The sequence below is a fragment of the Meridianimarinicoccus zhengii genome (assembly GCF_003254465.1).
Classification (GTDB): domain Bacteria; phylum Pseudomonadota; class Alphaproteobacteria; order Rhodobacterales; family Rhodobacteraceae; genus Meridianimarinicoccus; species Meridianimarinicoccus zhengii.
Genome location: NZ_QDFI01000024.1, coordinates 22,323 through 37,352 on the forward strand (window position 1 = coordinate 22,323; position 15,030 = coordinate 37,352).

Below are 15,030 nucleotides of genomic sequence, written 5' to 3' on the forward strand. Positions count from 1 at the left end.
AAGGTCAGGGCCGCAGCATGCGCAGAAGCGCCGCTGCCGCGTCCGACACGTCGGCCATGCGCGCCAGAAGATGTTCTCGTGCAATGGCTGGGTCGTCGCCTTCGGCCGCATCGATGCGCGCGAGAAGCCGCAGCAGCCGCCGTTGGTGAACACCGAGCAGGGCTTGCAACGGATCCGCGACGACACCGGCAAACGTCGTCACGATTGATCCTGCAACCACCAGCGTGATGCCGACCCCGGCGACGAACCAGACGGATTGGTCGGCGGGAAACAGCCCGTACCAGGCACGGCCGAGACTTTCGCCCAACGGAAAACCAGCGACGGCCGCATTGAACGCCGCGCGCTCGGACACCAGCGGCGCGAGCGACAGGACACCCGGCGTGGCGGCCCGGAACACGAGCAGGCCGGCGATCAGCACCAGAAGGGTCGTCGCGATCTCAGCGACTGCGCTGCGGATGCCGAGATAATCCTCGACATGTCGCGCAGGAATGGCGGGGTCCGTGTTACCTCGCCATGTCCGCCTCTCCAGAAGGTCGTCGCAAAGGGCGCGTTCGAGCGCGCGGGACGCGTCGGAGCGCAGAAGGATGCGGCGCGAGGCAAGCCAGCGCCCGGCGCGCACGAGACGAAGGCGCGACAGCACCAGCGCGGCAATCCGCACGAACAGGAAGACCGGCGCCAGCGCCACGTTGATCGGGGCGCGCAACAGGTCGAGCCCCAGCGACGCGCCGTGCATCCGGAGGGAACCGCGCCACGAGAAATGCCGGCGCACGAAGGCCCGGACCAAGGCCGCATCTTCGCTGCGATGGTCGTTGGCATCCATGTGCGCGATGTTCTCCAACATGGTGATCGGGTCCCTCCATCACCGTTGCAGGTGCCTTGGCACCGGATCGCTGGCCCTGTCCGGGCTGGTCGCACGCTATATCCACCCGGGGCGGAACCGAAAGGATTTCCTGGTCATGGGATGTCGGGCCGACTCCGAATAGGCGACATGGCAATCAGGCATCACCCCGCGATTGGAGCCTTGATCGACCGGGCAACGCAGATACCAGCGTCTTCGTATAGGGTTCTGCGGGCGCGTCCATCACGCGATCGACTGGGCCTGTTTCGATGATCCGTCCCCTCTCAAGAACGGCGACGCGATCGGCCATCTGGCGCACGACGGCCAGGTCATGGGTGACGAATAGATAGGCAAGCCCGCGGTCGCGCGCGAGCCGCTTGAGCAGGTTCAGGATCTGCGCCTGCACAGATACATCGAGCGCCGAAACGGCCTCGTCGCAGATCAACAGTCTCGGCCCCAGCGCAAGCGCGCGGGCGATGGCAATACGCTGGCGTTCGCCCCCCGAAAGCTGCGCCGGGCGGCGGTCGAGATAGGCCGGTGTCAGACCCACCTGCTCCAGCAGGGCCGTTTTCTCGGTGTCGTCCCTGTCGGGGCGCCCGTCTGCGCGCAGGATCTCGTCGAAGCATTTGCGGATACTGTGGCGCGGATTGAGCGTCGCGTAGGGATCCTGGAAGACGAATTGCACCGCACGGCGGAAATCGACCAGCGCCGCCGCGCTGCCCGTCGCCGGATCAGCCACCGCGGCCCCGTCGAGGGTGATTTCGCCCGCATCGGCGCGTTCCAGCCCGACAAGACAGCGCGCGATGGTGCTCTTGCCCGAACCGCTTTCGCCCACAAGGCCGAGACACTCCCCCGGATAAACCTCCAGATTGATCCCTTCGAGAACCCGCCCCGCACCGAAGCTCTTGGTCAGCCCCACGATCCGCACCAGCGGGGCACCAGTTGCCCGATCCACAGCGGCATCCGCCGCCGCTCGGCGCCGCGCCCGGCGTTCCGCCATCTCGGGACCGATCTCGTCCTGTCGCAGGCAGGCCGAACGGTGCGCATCGCCCTCCGAACCCAGCACCGCATCGGAAGCCCGGCAGACAGTCGAAGCCCAGTCACAGCGTTCTGCAAAGGGGCAGCGGCCGAGCACGCTTTCAGCGGGGGGAACGACGCCGGGTATGGCGTGGAGTTCCTTCACCCGCCGGTCCGCGGGTGGCTCTGACAGCAGCAGGCCCAGCGTGTAGGGGTGTCGCGGCTGCGCTGCGATCTCGTCGGTGCCCCCCGCCTCCAGCAATGCGCCTGCATAGAGCACGAGAACCCGGTCGCAGGCGGAAAAGGCCAGCCGCAGGTCATGGGTGATGAGCACCAGCCCCATGCCACGCTCGCGCCCCGTCCTGGCGAGAAGGTCCACGATCTCGGCCTGCGTGGTGACGTCGAGCGCTGTCGACGGTTCGTCCGCGATCAGGATTTCCGGGTCGTTGGCGAGCGCGGCAGCAAGGCCGACGCGCTGGCGCAGGCCGCCCGACAGCTCGAACGGATAGCGTCGCGCAACCGCCGGATCGTCGATGCCCACCTCGGCAAGACGCCGTGCAATCTCGTCCGCACCGGGGCGATGCAGCCCTTCGGCCAACGTATCGCCCGCGGTCTGAAGCGGATTGAGCATGGTGAACGGGTCCTGGAACATCATGGTGATCCGCTTGCCGCGATGCGCAGCCGCAGCGCCCGGGCGCAGCAGATCGGTCTCGCCCAGGCGCACGTCGCCCGTGGCTTCCAGGCCGGCGGGCAAAAGCCCCATGATCGCCCGCATGGCGATCGACTTGCCCGAGCCGCTTTCGCCGACGATCCCGATCGTCTCGCCGCGTGACAGCGAAAATCCCAGATCACGCAGTAGCGTCGCGCCGGACGCCGTGCGCACGGAAAGCGTCTCGACGGACAGGAGAGGCCCGTTCATTTCGCCACCGCTTCGCGGATGCGGTCGCCCAGCATGTTGATGCTGCCCGCGGTGACCACGATCATTGCAGCGGGCAGCAGCAGCGCCGCGGGGTTGGTGAACAGGATGTTCCGGTTCTCGAACAGCATCCGCCCCCAGTCCGCCGTGCCGGGTTCCACCCCAAGGCCGAGGAAGGACAGGCCCGCAAGGTTGACCAGCGCGAAGGCGAAATCGAGCACGGCATAGGACAGGATGATCGGCATGACGTTTGGCAGTATATGCACGAACAGGATCCGGTGGCGCGGGATGTTCTGGATCCGTGCCGCCTCGATATAGGGCTGGCTGCGCTGGACCAGCACGGCACTGCGCACGATCCGGGTGTCGGGCGCCACGAACAGTACGATGAGCACGCTCACGGCCGTCCAGTATCCGCCACCGGTCACGCCCACGACGACGATGGCGATCAGCGGCCCCGGCAGGGCGAGGATGATGTCCACCCCGCGCATGATGACGTTGTCGATCCAGCCGCCGAAATACCCTGCGATGAGACCAAGAACGGTGGCGATGGCGAAGGCACCGGCGGCGACCACAGTCGGGCCGATGAGCGCCGTTCGCGCACCGGCGACCGTCCGGGCGAGCACGTCGCGCCCGAGCTTGTCGGTGCCCGCCCAGAACTCTGCCGAGGGCGGCGTGTCGCCGACCAGAAGCCGCTGCATGTCGGGCGACCCCGGCGCCACGGCACCGCCGCCGATGGCGCAGACCAGCACCACCAGAACGCAGCACGCAGCCACCCAAAGCGCCGGGGACATGGCGCCGACAATGCGTCCGCCGATTGCTTGCACCGACTGCCCCGTCATCGCGCCGCCTTTCCGAACTGAATGCGCGGGTCGATCAGCACATAGAGAATATCCGTCGCCACGTTCACCAGGATCACGAAGACCGAAAAGAACAGTGTCGCCCCCTGGATGACCGGGATGTCGCGCTGGCGCACCGCGTCGACCAGGAGGCTTCCGAGCCCGGGCAGCGCAAAGGTAATCTCGACGTAGATCGCCCCGGCCATCGTCGCCACCACGATCACGCTCGCCGCCGTGACGACGGGCACCATCGCGTTGCGCAGCAGATAGGACAGCATGATGCGACGCTCCGGCACGCCCCGCGCGCGCGCGAAGGCGACGTAGTCTTTTTCCATCTCCTCGATCACCGCGGCGCGAGTGATCTTCACCACGATCGCCAGAACCGACAGCGCCAGTGCCAGCGCGGGGAGCGTGAGATGCCACGCGCGGGTCCAGAAGCCCCCGTCGCGCCCGGCCCCGAAAACCGGGAACAGGCCCGCGACAAAGCCGAGGTAGTAAAGCAGGAAAAGCCCGCTCACGAAGGCTGGCGTGCTGACCCCGAAAACCGACAGGGTGACCACGCTGCGGTCCAGACGCGAGCCCTGGCGCAGTGCGGCAGCCAGCCCCAGCGGCACGCCCGCACAAAGCACGATCATCGCGGCATAGAAGGTCAGCCAAAGGCTCAGAGGTGCGCGGTCCAGAACCGCCGTCACCACCGGCTGGCGCGTCTGCACGGAGGTGCCGAAATCGCCGGTCAGTGCGTCGCCCAGCCAGCGCAGGTATTGAACGACCATCGGCTCGTCGAGATGGTACTTGGCGCGCAAGGCGTCCATCGCCTCCTGCGAGATCGCCCGCCCGCCGGTCAGCGCGCTTGCCGCGTCGCCCGGGGCAAGATGCACCAGCACGAAGACAAAGACCGAAATGACCAGCAGAAGCGGGATCGCCGTGAACAGGCGCAAGGCCACATATCGGATCAGGGCGCGGTTCAAGTGCAATGCCCCAGATGTTCGGCGAACCAGTCCAAGGCCTCTCCGGAGAGGCGAGCACGATGCGCGGTTTCCTCGATCATGTGCCCTTCCCGCGGGAACACCACCAGACGCGCCCGCGTGCCGCGGTGCAGCAGCGCGGCATACATCATCCCGGCCTGGGTCACTGGTGTGCAGCGGTCGCGCTCGCCGTGCAGGAACAGGGTCGGCGTCGCGCCCGGCGCGAGATTGTGGATGGGCGAACGGTCGATCAGCAGTGCGCGTGTCGTCGCCGCGTGCGCCGGGCCGTCGGCCACCCATTCGGAAAAGGCATGGTTGCAATCGTAGTTGCAGGCCAGAAGATCGCTGATGCACGAAACGACCACCGCCGCCGCGAAGCGGTCGCTATTCGCCGCCCCCCATGCGGAAAGAAATCCGCCATAGCTTGACCCGGTGATACCGATGCGACCCGGCGCCGCCAGCCCTTGGGCCACGACGTGATCTACCCCGGAGACGATATCCGCCCAGTCGCCGCCTGCCGGGTCGCCGATGACGGCGCGGGTGAAATCCCGGCCCTGCCCCACGCTGCCGCGATAGTTGGGAAGCAGAACGCGGAAGCCGGCCTCGACGTACTGCAACGCACCGCCGGGATCGAAGCTGCAACGTGCCGACGCCGTGGGTCCGCCATGAACCACGACGATCAGGGGCCCCGGCGTAGGGCCGCCGGGATCGAGCAGCAGGCCGCCGATCTCGGTGCCATCCGGCGCATGCCATTCCAGCTTTCGCGTTTCATGCGGCGGCGCTTGCGCGGCAGCGTGCTGGTTGAAAGCACTGAGCTTGCGCCATTCATCCCCGGTGCGCAGAACGATCTCGGGCGGGTTCGCCGTGCTTTCGCGGATTGTCATCTCGCAGCTCGCGCCCTGTTCCACCCGAGCGGCGAACCGGCCCGGCCCGAGCTGGGCGTCGTCAGCATATTCGGACAGCACCTCCCCGTCCGTCGAGATCCGTCCATAGCGGCACCCGAAGCCCTTCCAGCCGGAGAACCCGATCACCGTGTCCGACAGCCATGCGGCATGGGTCAGGTCATCGAGCCGGGCTGCGGCGAGCAGACGGTTTTCCCCCGTGGCCAGGTCGATCAACCGAAGGCGACCGGCAACGAGTTTCCTGTCGCTCGCAGGACCTTCGAGGATCAGCGCCCGATCACCCGAGGGCGAAATGGCAGGACACTGGATCTGTTCGTCCGACAGGTAGATCGTCTCGCAGCCATGCGGGCCGATCCGGACCAGCCGCGCCCCGTGCCAGCCGCGCTCTGTCGGATCGTCCGACACGATGGCGAGCATCATGCCATCCGGCCCCACATCGAATTCCCACACGGACGGCCCGCGCGTGGAGATTTCGGTCGCTTCTTCACTCTCCAGGTCGAACCGCACTAAGCGCCGCACGGGTCTGCCATCGGTCACCCGCGGATCGCCTGGCGCGTTCCATGCCAGCGGCAGCGCGCCGTCGCAACTGGCCGTGTCCAGCCCTTCCTCGGCCACCAGCAGGTAAAGCGCCGCGCCATCGCGCGACCAGCTCAGCGTTTCAACTGTGCCATGCGGCGCGCAAAGCGGTCCGGCAATCGCACCATCGTCGATCAGGAAGGGCTGGAAGCACCCCCGCTGCTCCCGGTCAGACAGAAACGCGATGCGATTATCGACGGGAGACGGCGTCGGCCCCTTGTCACAACCGGGCCCATCGGAAAGACGCTCCGGCTCGTTGCCGGGCGTGACGCGCCAGATGCGGGTCTGCAGGCTTTCGCCTTGCGCACGCCCATCAGGCGAGAGCGTGAAGACGGCCCTGCCGTACCGGTCGAGGCGCAACTCGCCTGGCCGCATCAGGGAAATCGGCATGGATGAAATTCTCCGTCGTGTGCGACCCGGTGCCGGAAGGTGTCCCTGCACCGGGTCCGCCGCCGCCTACTTGCGCTCGAACCCGCGCACGGCCCACGGTGTGTTGTACCAGAAGGCGGTGAACCCCTCGAGTTCAAGTTCGGCGTCGATCGCCATGGCAGAGGCTGGCCAGAAGATCGGGATCGCCGGAAGGTCGGCGTTGACCTTCTCGGCAACCTTCATCAGAGCTTCGGCACGGGTGTCAGTGTCCGTCTCCTGCAGCGCGGTGGCGAGATAGCCGTCCACTACTTCATCGCGGTAGTTCGAGGTGTTCGACCCGTTCACCACCGCGTTCTCGCTCGCGAAGAACAGGAACGGGTAGTTCGCCGGGTCCGCGTAGTCGGGGAAGTAGCGGCGCATCTGGATGCCGAGATCCTCGTGGGACATGAACGCGTCGAGCCATTGGGTATGGTCGAGTTCCTGAACCCTCAGATCGATGCCCAGCGGCTCCACGTTCTGCGCCAGGGTCAGCATGATCGACGACATGTATGGGTCGGCCGACGATACCGGGACCGACATCTCGAACCCGTCGACGCCCGCTTCCGTCCAGGCGGCGGCCGCCTTGTCGAGATCGAATTCGTACTGGTCGAGCGTGTCGTAGAATTCGCGCACCTCCGCGACGGGCTTCACGCCGGCCCACATCTCCGGCGGGTTGATGGCACGGGCGACGTCGCCATTACCGGCCAGCAGCGCGTTCACCAGCCCTTCGCGGTCCAGCGAATGGGCGATGGCACGGCGCACATGCACATTGTCGAGGGGCGGCGTGTCGAAATCCAGTGTCAGGAAATAGACACCCAACGACGGCGTCGTCACCACGTTCACGCCATCCAGGCCGCTCCATTGGTCGGCCTCGGAAATCGGGATACCGAACGTGCCGTCGATATCGCCGTTGCGCATCGCCAACAGGCGGGTCTGACCATCGGGGATGGCAAGCACTTCGATCCGCTCGAAATTCGGCTCCGTCCCCCAGTAGTCTTCATTCTTTTCAAGCACGATGCGCTCGCCCGGAACGAACTCCACCAACGCGTAAGGCCCGGTACCGAGCGGCAACTCGTCCGGTGTCCCGTAGGTGTCGGGATTGTTCTCGATCTGCGCACGCTTCATGATGAAGCCCGACATGTGCGCTGGCGTGTACGCGAATTGCGCGTCCGGCCGTGTCAGCCCGACCGTCACCTCACGCTCTCCAGTCGCCTCGATCGTGTCCACGGCGGAATAGAACGCCGCCATCTGCGATCCGTTCTCCGGATCCAGGTGCCAGTTCATCGAGTAGGCCACATCCTCCGCCGTCACCGGACTGCCGTCGTGGAAGGTCACGCCGTCGCGGATGCTGTAGACATAGGTTGTCTCGTCGACCTGCTCCCATTCGTCCGCCACGCCGTCCGTCAGCGCGAGGTCGTTGGAGAATGCCGCGAGCCCCTCCTGCACGAGAGACATGACACCGCCAGTATTCACGCTCCATGCATGCGCCACGAGCAGCGTATTGGGCAGACCGGGCAGCGCCCAGGTGATCGTCTCGTCCTCCTGCGCGGCGGCGGGTGGCGGCGCGAAAGTTGCGATCACGGCCAGCGCGGCTGCGGCTGCAGCACCCCGGTGCACGTTTGAATGTGGGTTTTTCATTGCTCCGTCTCCTTGCTGGACATCGCCATTTCTGAGCTGGCTTTTGATGTGAATTCCACGATGGAACCGCTTCCATAAGAACACAACGGCACTTGCAACGCAAATCTGCAGCCGTCACCTTGTCATAGTCCGACCCTCTCGCGGGCATCCGGACCTCAACGGAGCGATGTGCAAGTGACCGGTGCAACGAAAACGAATCTGCTCGACGTCGCGCGCAAGGCGGGCGTTTCCCAGACCACGGTGTCGCGTTTCTTCAACGAGCCGGAGAAAATTCGCGAGGAGACCCGCAAGCGCATTTCACGGGCCATCGCCGAGCTTGATTTCGTCCCGAGCATGACGGCCCGGGCACTCGCAATGTCCCGTTCGCACACCATCGGGGCCATCGTGCCCACTTTCGACCACGCGCTCTTCTCCCGCGAACTCAGTGACATGGCCGACCAGCTTTCACAGGCCGGTTACGCGCTTCTGATCTCCTCCGGCCAGTACGAACCGGGGCAAGAACACGACCTCATCCGCACCATGATCGGACGCAATGTCGACGGACTTCTGCTTGTCGGGCTAGCGCGCGACCCAGACATCTACGATCTGCTCGACCGCCGTGGTGTGCCTTATGTGACCACGTGGACGATCGACCGGGAGGTGAAGCGCCCGCAGGTTGGCGCCGACAAGTTCGCGGCAGCACATGAGATCGCTGATCACTTGCTCGACCTGGGCCATCGTCGGTTCGCCGTGGTCGAGTTTCCGCTCAACAACAACGATCGGGCCCGTACACGGCTGCGGGGCTTCAGAACCGCGTTAGAGGCGCGCGGGCTGTCACTTCCGGACGAGTTCGTCTTCGAGGGCCTCCCAACTTACGAGGCTGGTGGCCGCGTCCTGAGATCAATCCTCGATTGCGCCGCACCGCCTACGGCGCTCATGTGCAGCACGGACGTGTTCGCCATCGGGGCGCTGCTGGAGGCGCGGCGGCTGGGCGTGAGCATTCCGTCCGAAATCTCCATAACCGGGTTCGACAACCTGCCGATCTCATCTCTGCTGGATCCCCCCCTCACGACGATTGATCTTGCCGTGCGTGAAACCGGTCAGCTTGCGGCACGGTACTTGCTCGACCGTATCGAGGGCAAGATACCGCCGATGACTTCGATCGCGCGACATAGCTTGATCTTGGGACGAAGCACTGATTCCGCACAGGGCCGAAAATCGCATGTTTTCAGTACATCATAGGTGCTCGATCCCACGACTGAAGTGGCGGTCCTCTCGTGGAAACCGAAGGAAGCACTAGGTATCCGCGGTGAACTCATGGACACGAAGATAAGGTCCTGACCATGGCACTGGAAACTTCATGTGCCGAGACGGAAGTTCAACCGGGAGTTCAAGATCACGACCGTCATGGGTTGCCCAAGCTTGCCGAGAACTGGTGCTGGCCGAGAACGTGTTGCGACGTTTGATGCGGGAAGCGGCGCAGGCCACCATGGCCGCGCCGCCCGAGCGAAGCAGCCGCGACATCTTGATCCCGGCCGCCCGTTGCGTTGATCGCCTCACCCGAGGAGGAAGCTATCCGCCGCGAGTATCCGGAAGGCCACGTCCTCGTAGTCGCGGTCGCCGCCGCCTGTCATGTCCTCGAACCCGACCACGATGCTCTGTCCGCCCTCTTCGACGCCCGACAGCACGTGTTGCACGCCGTCCGCGTTCTGACTGGTCGAATAGCTGTGATAGACCGGCGCCGTGATCACGGTGCCGTTCGCGCGAAGCAGGATGCCCGCGCCATCGTCCAGCCCCGCCGACCCGCCTTCGAGATCGACGAAATCGAAGGTGTCGGTCGCGTCGAATCCTGCCAGCGCGCCCGCCGCGTCTTGTGCGATAAAGAAGGCCAGCGCATTGCCGGGATCGACGTCCTCGATCCGCGCTGCGCCCCCCTTGTCGGCATTCGCGTTGAAGCTGAGGATCTGCACATCGACGATCGCACCGTCGGACGTGATCTCGTAGGCACCGATGACATTGTCATATCCCGCATAGCCGAGATCGAGAAACTCGATGTCGAAATCCCTGGCCATGTCGCCGTTCAGGAACTTCTGGTTGACGATGCCATTGATCCCCTGCGGATCGACATTCTGCCCCTCGGCGAGCGTCGGCAGGAAGTGCGCGAAGGTGATCTCCACATCGTCCCCCGTGCGCACGGCCATGAAATCGCCGGCGTCGAAGCTCCCATCCAGGTGCAGGACGGTGTCCGGACGCAGATACTTGCTGCCGTCGATGCGCAGATCCAGACCATCCACCGTCGCCGAGACCTGCAGGTCTTCGCGGGTGAACACCATCCCGGACACGCTGATCGCATCGTCGTTCCCGAACCCGACAATCCTGTCGCCATCAAGGTCGTCCGCCGCGCCGCCAACATGGTCGGCGCCGCCACCAAGCGAGATCCGGTCGGACCCGGTTCCCGGGGCGATCATGTCGTTGCCGTCACCGCCGACCAGCGTGTCCTTCCCGGTGCCGCCCGACAACTCCCCGCCGCTGCTGCCGAGCTCCTGCACGACGACCCGCGCGGTATCCTCGGGACCGGCGCCAAGCGCGGGATCGTCCAACCTGACCTCCACTTCAATGAGGCCGTCGTCACCGAATTCGACCTTTGCGTCCCGGGCGATGACAAGCGTGTCGCCCTCGATCGCGAAGATGCCGGCATCGGCGCCGCTCAGGGACAGATCGTTCGCGCCCATCGCGTCGTCCGTGATGCCGAGCCGCGCGACCGCGACGGCGGTCGTGGTGTCGATCCCGCCTGCGATGCGATCCAGCAGCATCTCCAGCGTGAGCGACGGAGGATCGTTGATGTCCTTGACCTTGAGCGAAAACGTGACGGTGTCGTCCGGCGTGGCGCCGATCGTGGCGTCGTCGACCGAGACCGTCACGTCGAACACGGGTTTCGCCACCGGGTCGAGCACCGCGCCGGCACGGAGGTAAAGCGCGGCCCCCTGGATTTCGAACATCGCCGCGTCGGCACCGCCGAGCGTCAGCGCGTTGGTCCCGAGCGCGTCGTCGCCCACCTCGATATCGGCGAGCTTGACCCGGCTTGTGGTGTCGGTGTGTTCGCCGATCTCCGTCACGGCGTTCGACAGGGCCACGGTCGGCGCGTCATTGACGTCGGCCACTGCCGCGGTCGGCTCCGACCCCACGCTTTCCGCGGTGCCGCCGTCATCGGTGTAGGACGCCACGACCGTGATCTTCGCGCCGACATCGGCCTGGGTCAGCGTGTGGCTCGGCCCCGTCGCCCCGTCGATCGCCGCGCCGTCGCGCCGCCACTGCCAGGCGAGATCGCCCAGCCCGTCCGCGTCGCCCAGATCGTGCGCCGCCGTCAGCGTCTCGCCCTGCGCCGCCGTGCCGCTGATCGTGACCCCGCCCGTGGGCAGGTCGTTGACCGGATTGATCGACAGGTTGAAGGTCAGCGGGTCGAGCGTGGCGATCCCGTCCGAGACGGTGAAGCTGAAACTGTCGGCGGTCGTTTCCGAACCGCCATGGCTGTAGCGCAGGCGGCCGTTTTCGATATCGGCCTGGGTGAAGCTTTCCCCCGCGATCAGTTCCTCACCCTTTTCGAGGGTGTCGTCCCCGTCATCCAGCCAGAGCGCGCCGTTGGCGGTCGTCGTCCCGAGCTTGAAGGAAAGCGCTGCCGCGGCCTCTTCGGCGTCGATTGCCTTGAGCTCCGCCGCGGTGATGGTCAGGCTCGCCCCTTCGTCCAGCGTGGCGCCCGTGTTGGTGCTGACCGCGGGCGCGGTGTTGTTGGCGATGGTATACGTCTCGTCCGCGCCGGAGACCGCGGTGACGGCAAGTGAGTTGCCGGCGGCATCCAGCAGCGTCGCGCCATCCGCGAGATCGAGGTTCAGGGTGCCGTTCGAGGCCGCGATGCCGGTGATCGTCACGTCATAGGCCGCCGGGGCGCCGGACACCTGCACCGGGTCGCCGATGGTGGCATCCGCCGCGGCGGTGCCGGACAGCACGAAATCGGCCGCGCCGACCTTGGCCGGGTCCATGTCCTCGGAGAAGGTCACGCGGAAGGTCACGCTGTCGGCGTCCGTGGTGGCGTCGGCCGGGGCGTGCCGGACGATGGACACGGCCGTCGGCGCGCGCGTGTCGACCGCGTAGGTCGCGCTGTCGGTCGTGCCCGTCCCGGCGTTGTCCGCAGTGTCGCGCACGCCGGTCATGTCCACCGTGACGACGTTGGTGGCGACCTCGGTGTCGGCGTCGGGCGTCAGCACGGCGATATAGGTGGTGGCGCCCATCTTCAGCAGACCTGACAGGGTGCCGTTCGCAGCCGTCGCGTCGTCGAGCGTGAAGTCCGTGACGGCCTCGGAGAATTCGAAGGTGACGGTCGCCGTTTCGCCCGCGATCAGGGCGTCATCGTCGACGGTGACGGTGACCGTTGGGGCGATGCTCACCGTCGCGCTCGCGGCGGCGACGGCGTCATGGGTGATGTTGGCGGGCTGCCCGTCAGTGCCGGTGATCGTCGCGCCGTTGAGGCTGAGCGCATTCGCGGGAACCGTGATCCCGTCCGCATCATCGCTGTCGTCCGCCGTCACTGTGTAGGAGAATCCCAATTTATTGACGTCGAAAATTAAAAGGGTTGCCTCGCGCAGCGTGCCACCGATGTCCAGCGTGAGTGTCGGCGAACCCAGTTCGGTATCGAGCTGCATCGCCTGGTCGAAAGCCACCACGGCATAGATGGGGTCGCCGATGCCATGGGAGTCGGGAATGACCTCGATATAGTCGACGTCCGGGGCGCCTTCGACCGTCACGTTGACCGTCATCGTGTCGGTGTCGGTGCCGTCGCTGACCTGCACCACGAAGCTGTCGGAGCCGTTGTAATCCGGGTCCGGCGTGTAGGTCAGGCCGGACGGGGTGACGCTGCTGCCGGTGGCCGATCCGGTGGCAGAGTCGAACCCGCCCAGCGTGCCGTTCGGACCGGACACGATGCTCCAGGTCAGGGTGTCGCCCGTGTCCGCGTCGGTCACGCCGAGGATGTCATCGAGGCTGGTCGCGCCGCTGTCTTCGGTCACCGTCAGCGCCGTGTCGATCGTCCCGTCATCGTCGCTGTCGCCGTCGAAGACCGGCGCGGCGTTCGGCGCGACCGCCGCCCCTTCGTAGGCGCCGAAATCGACTGTGCCGTTCTGGATGCGGTCTGCACCGGCGAGATCGAGAGTGCCGGATACCTCGCCATTGTTGCTGAGGAAGTTGTCGATCAGCAACGAGCCCTCGGCAGGGCGATAATCGTCGTTCGCGGCGTCCGCGAAGAGGTCGTCGCCCGCGAACAGATAGGTGGAGTCATAGCCTACAGTCGTGCCGGATTCGATCACGGAGTTATAGACGGACGCAGACCCAGAGCTGCTAAGGTACGTTGTGGCGATGGAATTGTCCGCCGCGGTGACGTTCCTCAGCGTGATCGACCCATTATATCCAGCCACGACAACCCCGGACCCGACCGTGTTCTCGTAGAACAGGCTGTTCGTGAGGTTGATCGTGGAATTCATGTTCATCCCGATGACGGCGCCGTCTCCGGTCTGCGTCACATTCGTAAAGATGCTGCGGTCCACGTTGACGGTATTGAACGATCCCGCGGTGATCGCACCGCCGGTTTCCGGGACGAATTTTTCCGTGCTGGTGAGATCGCGAAACTCGGACGCTTCGACATTCAGGGTGGAGGATTGGCTGTCCCCACTAAAGCGGATCGCGGTGCCGTCCTGCGTGGACGACAGGCCCTGAAAGACGATCCCCTCGATGGTGACGTCGATGTGATAGCCATCCAAGACGAGCGCGCTGACGGTGTTCGTGCTGTCACCGTCCGTCAGTGTCACGTCGGCGACGCCGTCATTGTCGACATCGCCGTCGATGACGAGGCTGCGGGTGATATACGGCAGCGTGTTCACGATGCTCGACCCGTCGAGATCGATGGTGAAGCCTTCCGAAAACTCGATCCGGTCGGCGCCTGAGTGTTCGATCGCGTAACCGAGACTGCCTTCGCCGCTCAGGTTGTTATTGGTGACCGTGTAAGTATAGGGATAGGGTGCCAGAAGGCCGGTGTACTGCTGTTGCGCCGCAGGCCGGATCGCCGGGTCCACGTCAGCGCCGAACGCGTCGGCAAGCCGCCAGTCGCCCCCCAGCGCAGCCGCGCCGGTGGGTGTCTCCGACGCCGCCACTTCCCGCCAGAGCGCCGCTTCCAGCGCGGCGACGAAGGCCCGGCCCTCGGCCCCCTTCGCCACCTCGCAGCCGTAAAGGACGACCTTGCCCTCGGGCGCCAGCGCGCTGCCGATCTTCGCCAGAAGCGGGCCGTTTGCCGCCAGCGTCTGCGCCGTCACCGGCACGGTGCCGAGGAACAGCCGCCCCGGCGCGCCGTGGGAAAAGACGTGGAGCGCGTCAAGCCCGCGCACGCCCGCCAAGAGGGCCGCAAGGTCCGCAAGCCCGTCATCCGACCCGGGCAGCGCCACAGGGATGATCCCGGCCCGCAGCCCGTCCATGAGCACCTGCCGGTCCGGCACATCCGGTGCGAAAACCGCGATCTCGCGCTGCGTCCGCGCCATGGCGCTTGTGTCGATTGTCGGGGATGTCATGTCGGTATTCCTTTTGTCGATGCCGGAGCGGGTCTGTTGATGGGATGCGGGCTCAAGCTCCACACTGGAGCGGAGGAACGTTTCGTCGTGGCGGACTGTCTGCAAGCAGACGCATGGAGGGTCATGGGGCCCGCGCGGCGCGGTGGCCGCCCGCAAGTCGCCCATGTCAGCGCCTCGTGCGGGGTCTGCAGTGCCCGGTGGCGCGCGCCTGACGCAATTGAGCTTTCGCACGTCTTGTCCTCCCTTGTCCGGTCGGGTCTGCCGTGCTGTCAGGCGGGATGGTCAACACAATCCGCCAGCCTGCCCCCCGCCCCGTGGCGCACCCGTCGGGACCGGCGATTGCCTTA

General features: G+C 65.9%; 8 protein-coding genes. 1 reads left to right on the plus strand and 7 read right to left on the minus strand.

What is annotated here, in order from left to right:
* Nucleotides 1–4: 4 nt before the first annotated feature.
* From DDE13_RS09720 to DDE13_RS09745, 6 genes are all read right to left on the minus strand, one after another.
* Nucleotides 5–841, minus strand: a complete 837-nt coding sequence (locus tag DDE13_RS09720) for a DUF6635 family protein (RefSeq protein ID WP_235868655.1) — start codon at nucleotides 839–841, stop codon at nucleotides 5–7.
* A gap of 154 nt (nucleotides 842–995) precedes the next feature.
* Entirely contained in the window at nucleotides 996–2,774 is a 1,779-nt protein-coding gene (locus DDE13_RS09725) for a dipeptide ABC transporter ATP-binding protein (RefSeq protein ID WP_111403869.1), read from the minus strand.
* A complete protein-coding gene (locus DDE13_RS09730; protein ID WP_111403871.1) occupies nucleotides 2,771–3,610 on the minus strand; it encodes an ABC transporter permease in 840 nt (279 codons plus the stop codon). The genes DDE13_RS09725 and DDE13_RS09730 overlap by 4 nt, the downstream gene beginning before the upstream one ends.
* Nucleotides 3,607–4,575, minus strand: a complete 969-nt coding sequence (locus DDE13_RS09735; RefSeq protein WP_222626070.1) for an ABC transporter permease — start codon at nucleotides 4,573–4,575, stop codon at nucleotides 3,607–3,609. The genes DDE13_RS09730 and DDE13_RS09735 overlap by 4 nt, the downstream gene beginning before the upstream one ends.
* Nucleotides 4,572–6,440 carry a S9 family peptidase gene (locus tag DDE13_RS09740; protein WP_111403873.1) on the minus strand — a complete coding sequence of 623 codons (1,869 nt, stop codon included), beginning with the start codon at nucleotides 6,438–6,440 and terminating at the stop codon, nucleotides 4,572–4,574. Before DDE13_RS09740 ends, DDE13_RS09735 begins: the two co-directional genes overlap by 4 nt.
* Nucleotides 6,441–6,506: 66 nt before the next feature.
* The gene (locus DDE13_RS09745) at nucleotides 6,507–8,096 is read right to left on the minus strand and encodes an ABC transporter substrate-binding protein (protein ID WP_111403875.1); all 1,590 of its coding nucleotides are present in this window, start codon (nucleotides 8,094–8,096) and stop codon (nucleotides 6,507–6,509) included.
* Between the two features lie 174 nt (nucleotides 8,097–8,270).
* Between DDE13_RS09745 and DDE13_RS09750 the strand changes: the two genes are divergently transcribed.
* Entirely contained in the window at nucleotides 8,271–9,317 is a 1,047-nt protein-coding gene (locus DDE13_RS09750) for a LacI family DNA-binding transcriptional regulator (RefSeq protein WP_162630933.1), read from the plus strand.
* Nucleotides 9,318–9,631: 314 nt separating this feature from the next.
* On the opposite strand, the gene DDE13_RS09755 is transcribed toward DDE13_RS09750, so the two are convergent.
* A complete protein-coding gene (locus DDE13_RS09755) occupies nucleotides 9,632–14,683 on the minus strand; it encodes a DUF4347 domain-containing protein (RefSeq protein ID WP_162630934.1) in 5,052 nt (1,683 codons plus the stop codon).
* Nucleotides 14,684–15,030: the final 347 nt, after the last annotated feature.

What these genes read in the sequence shown, in the direction of transcription:
- DDE13_RS09720 (WP_235868655.1), bottom strand. Translation starts at nt 841, where the DNA reads ATGTTGGAGAACATCGCGCACATGGATGCCAACGACCATCGCAGCGAA.
- DDE13_RS09725 (WP_111403869.1), bottom strand. Translation starts at nt 2,774, where the DNA reads ATGAACGGGCCTCTCCTGTCCGTCGAGACGCTTTCCGTGCGCACGGCG.
- DDE13_RS09730 (WP_111403871.1), bottom strand. Translation starts at nt 3,610, where the DNA reads ATGACGGGGCAGTCGGTGCAAGCAATCGGCGGACGCATTGTCGGCGCC.
- DDE13_RS09740 (WP_111403873.1), bottom strand. Translation starts at nt 6,440, where the DNA reads ATGCCGATTTCCCTGATGCGGCCAGGCGAGTTGCGCCTCGACCGGTAC.
- DDE13_RS09745 (WP_111403875.1), bottom strand. Translation starts at nt 8,096, where the DNA reads ATGAAAAACCCACATTCAAACGTGCACCGGGGTGCTGCAGCCGCAGCC.
- DDE13_RS09755 (WP_162630934.1), bottom strand. Translation starts at nt 14,683, where the DNA reads ATGACATCCCCGACAATCGACACAAGCGCCATGGCGCGGACGCAGCGC.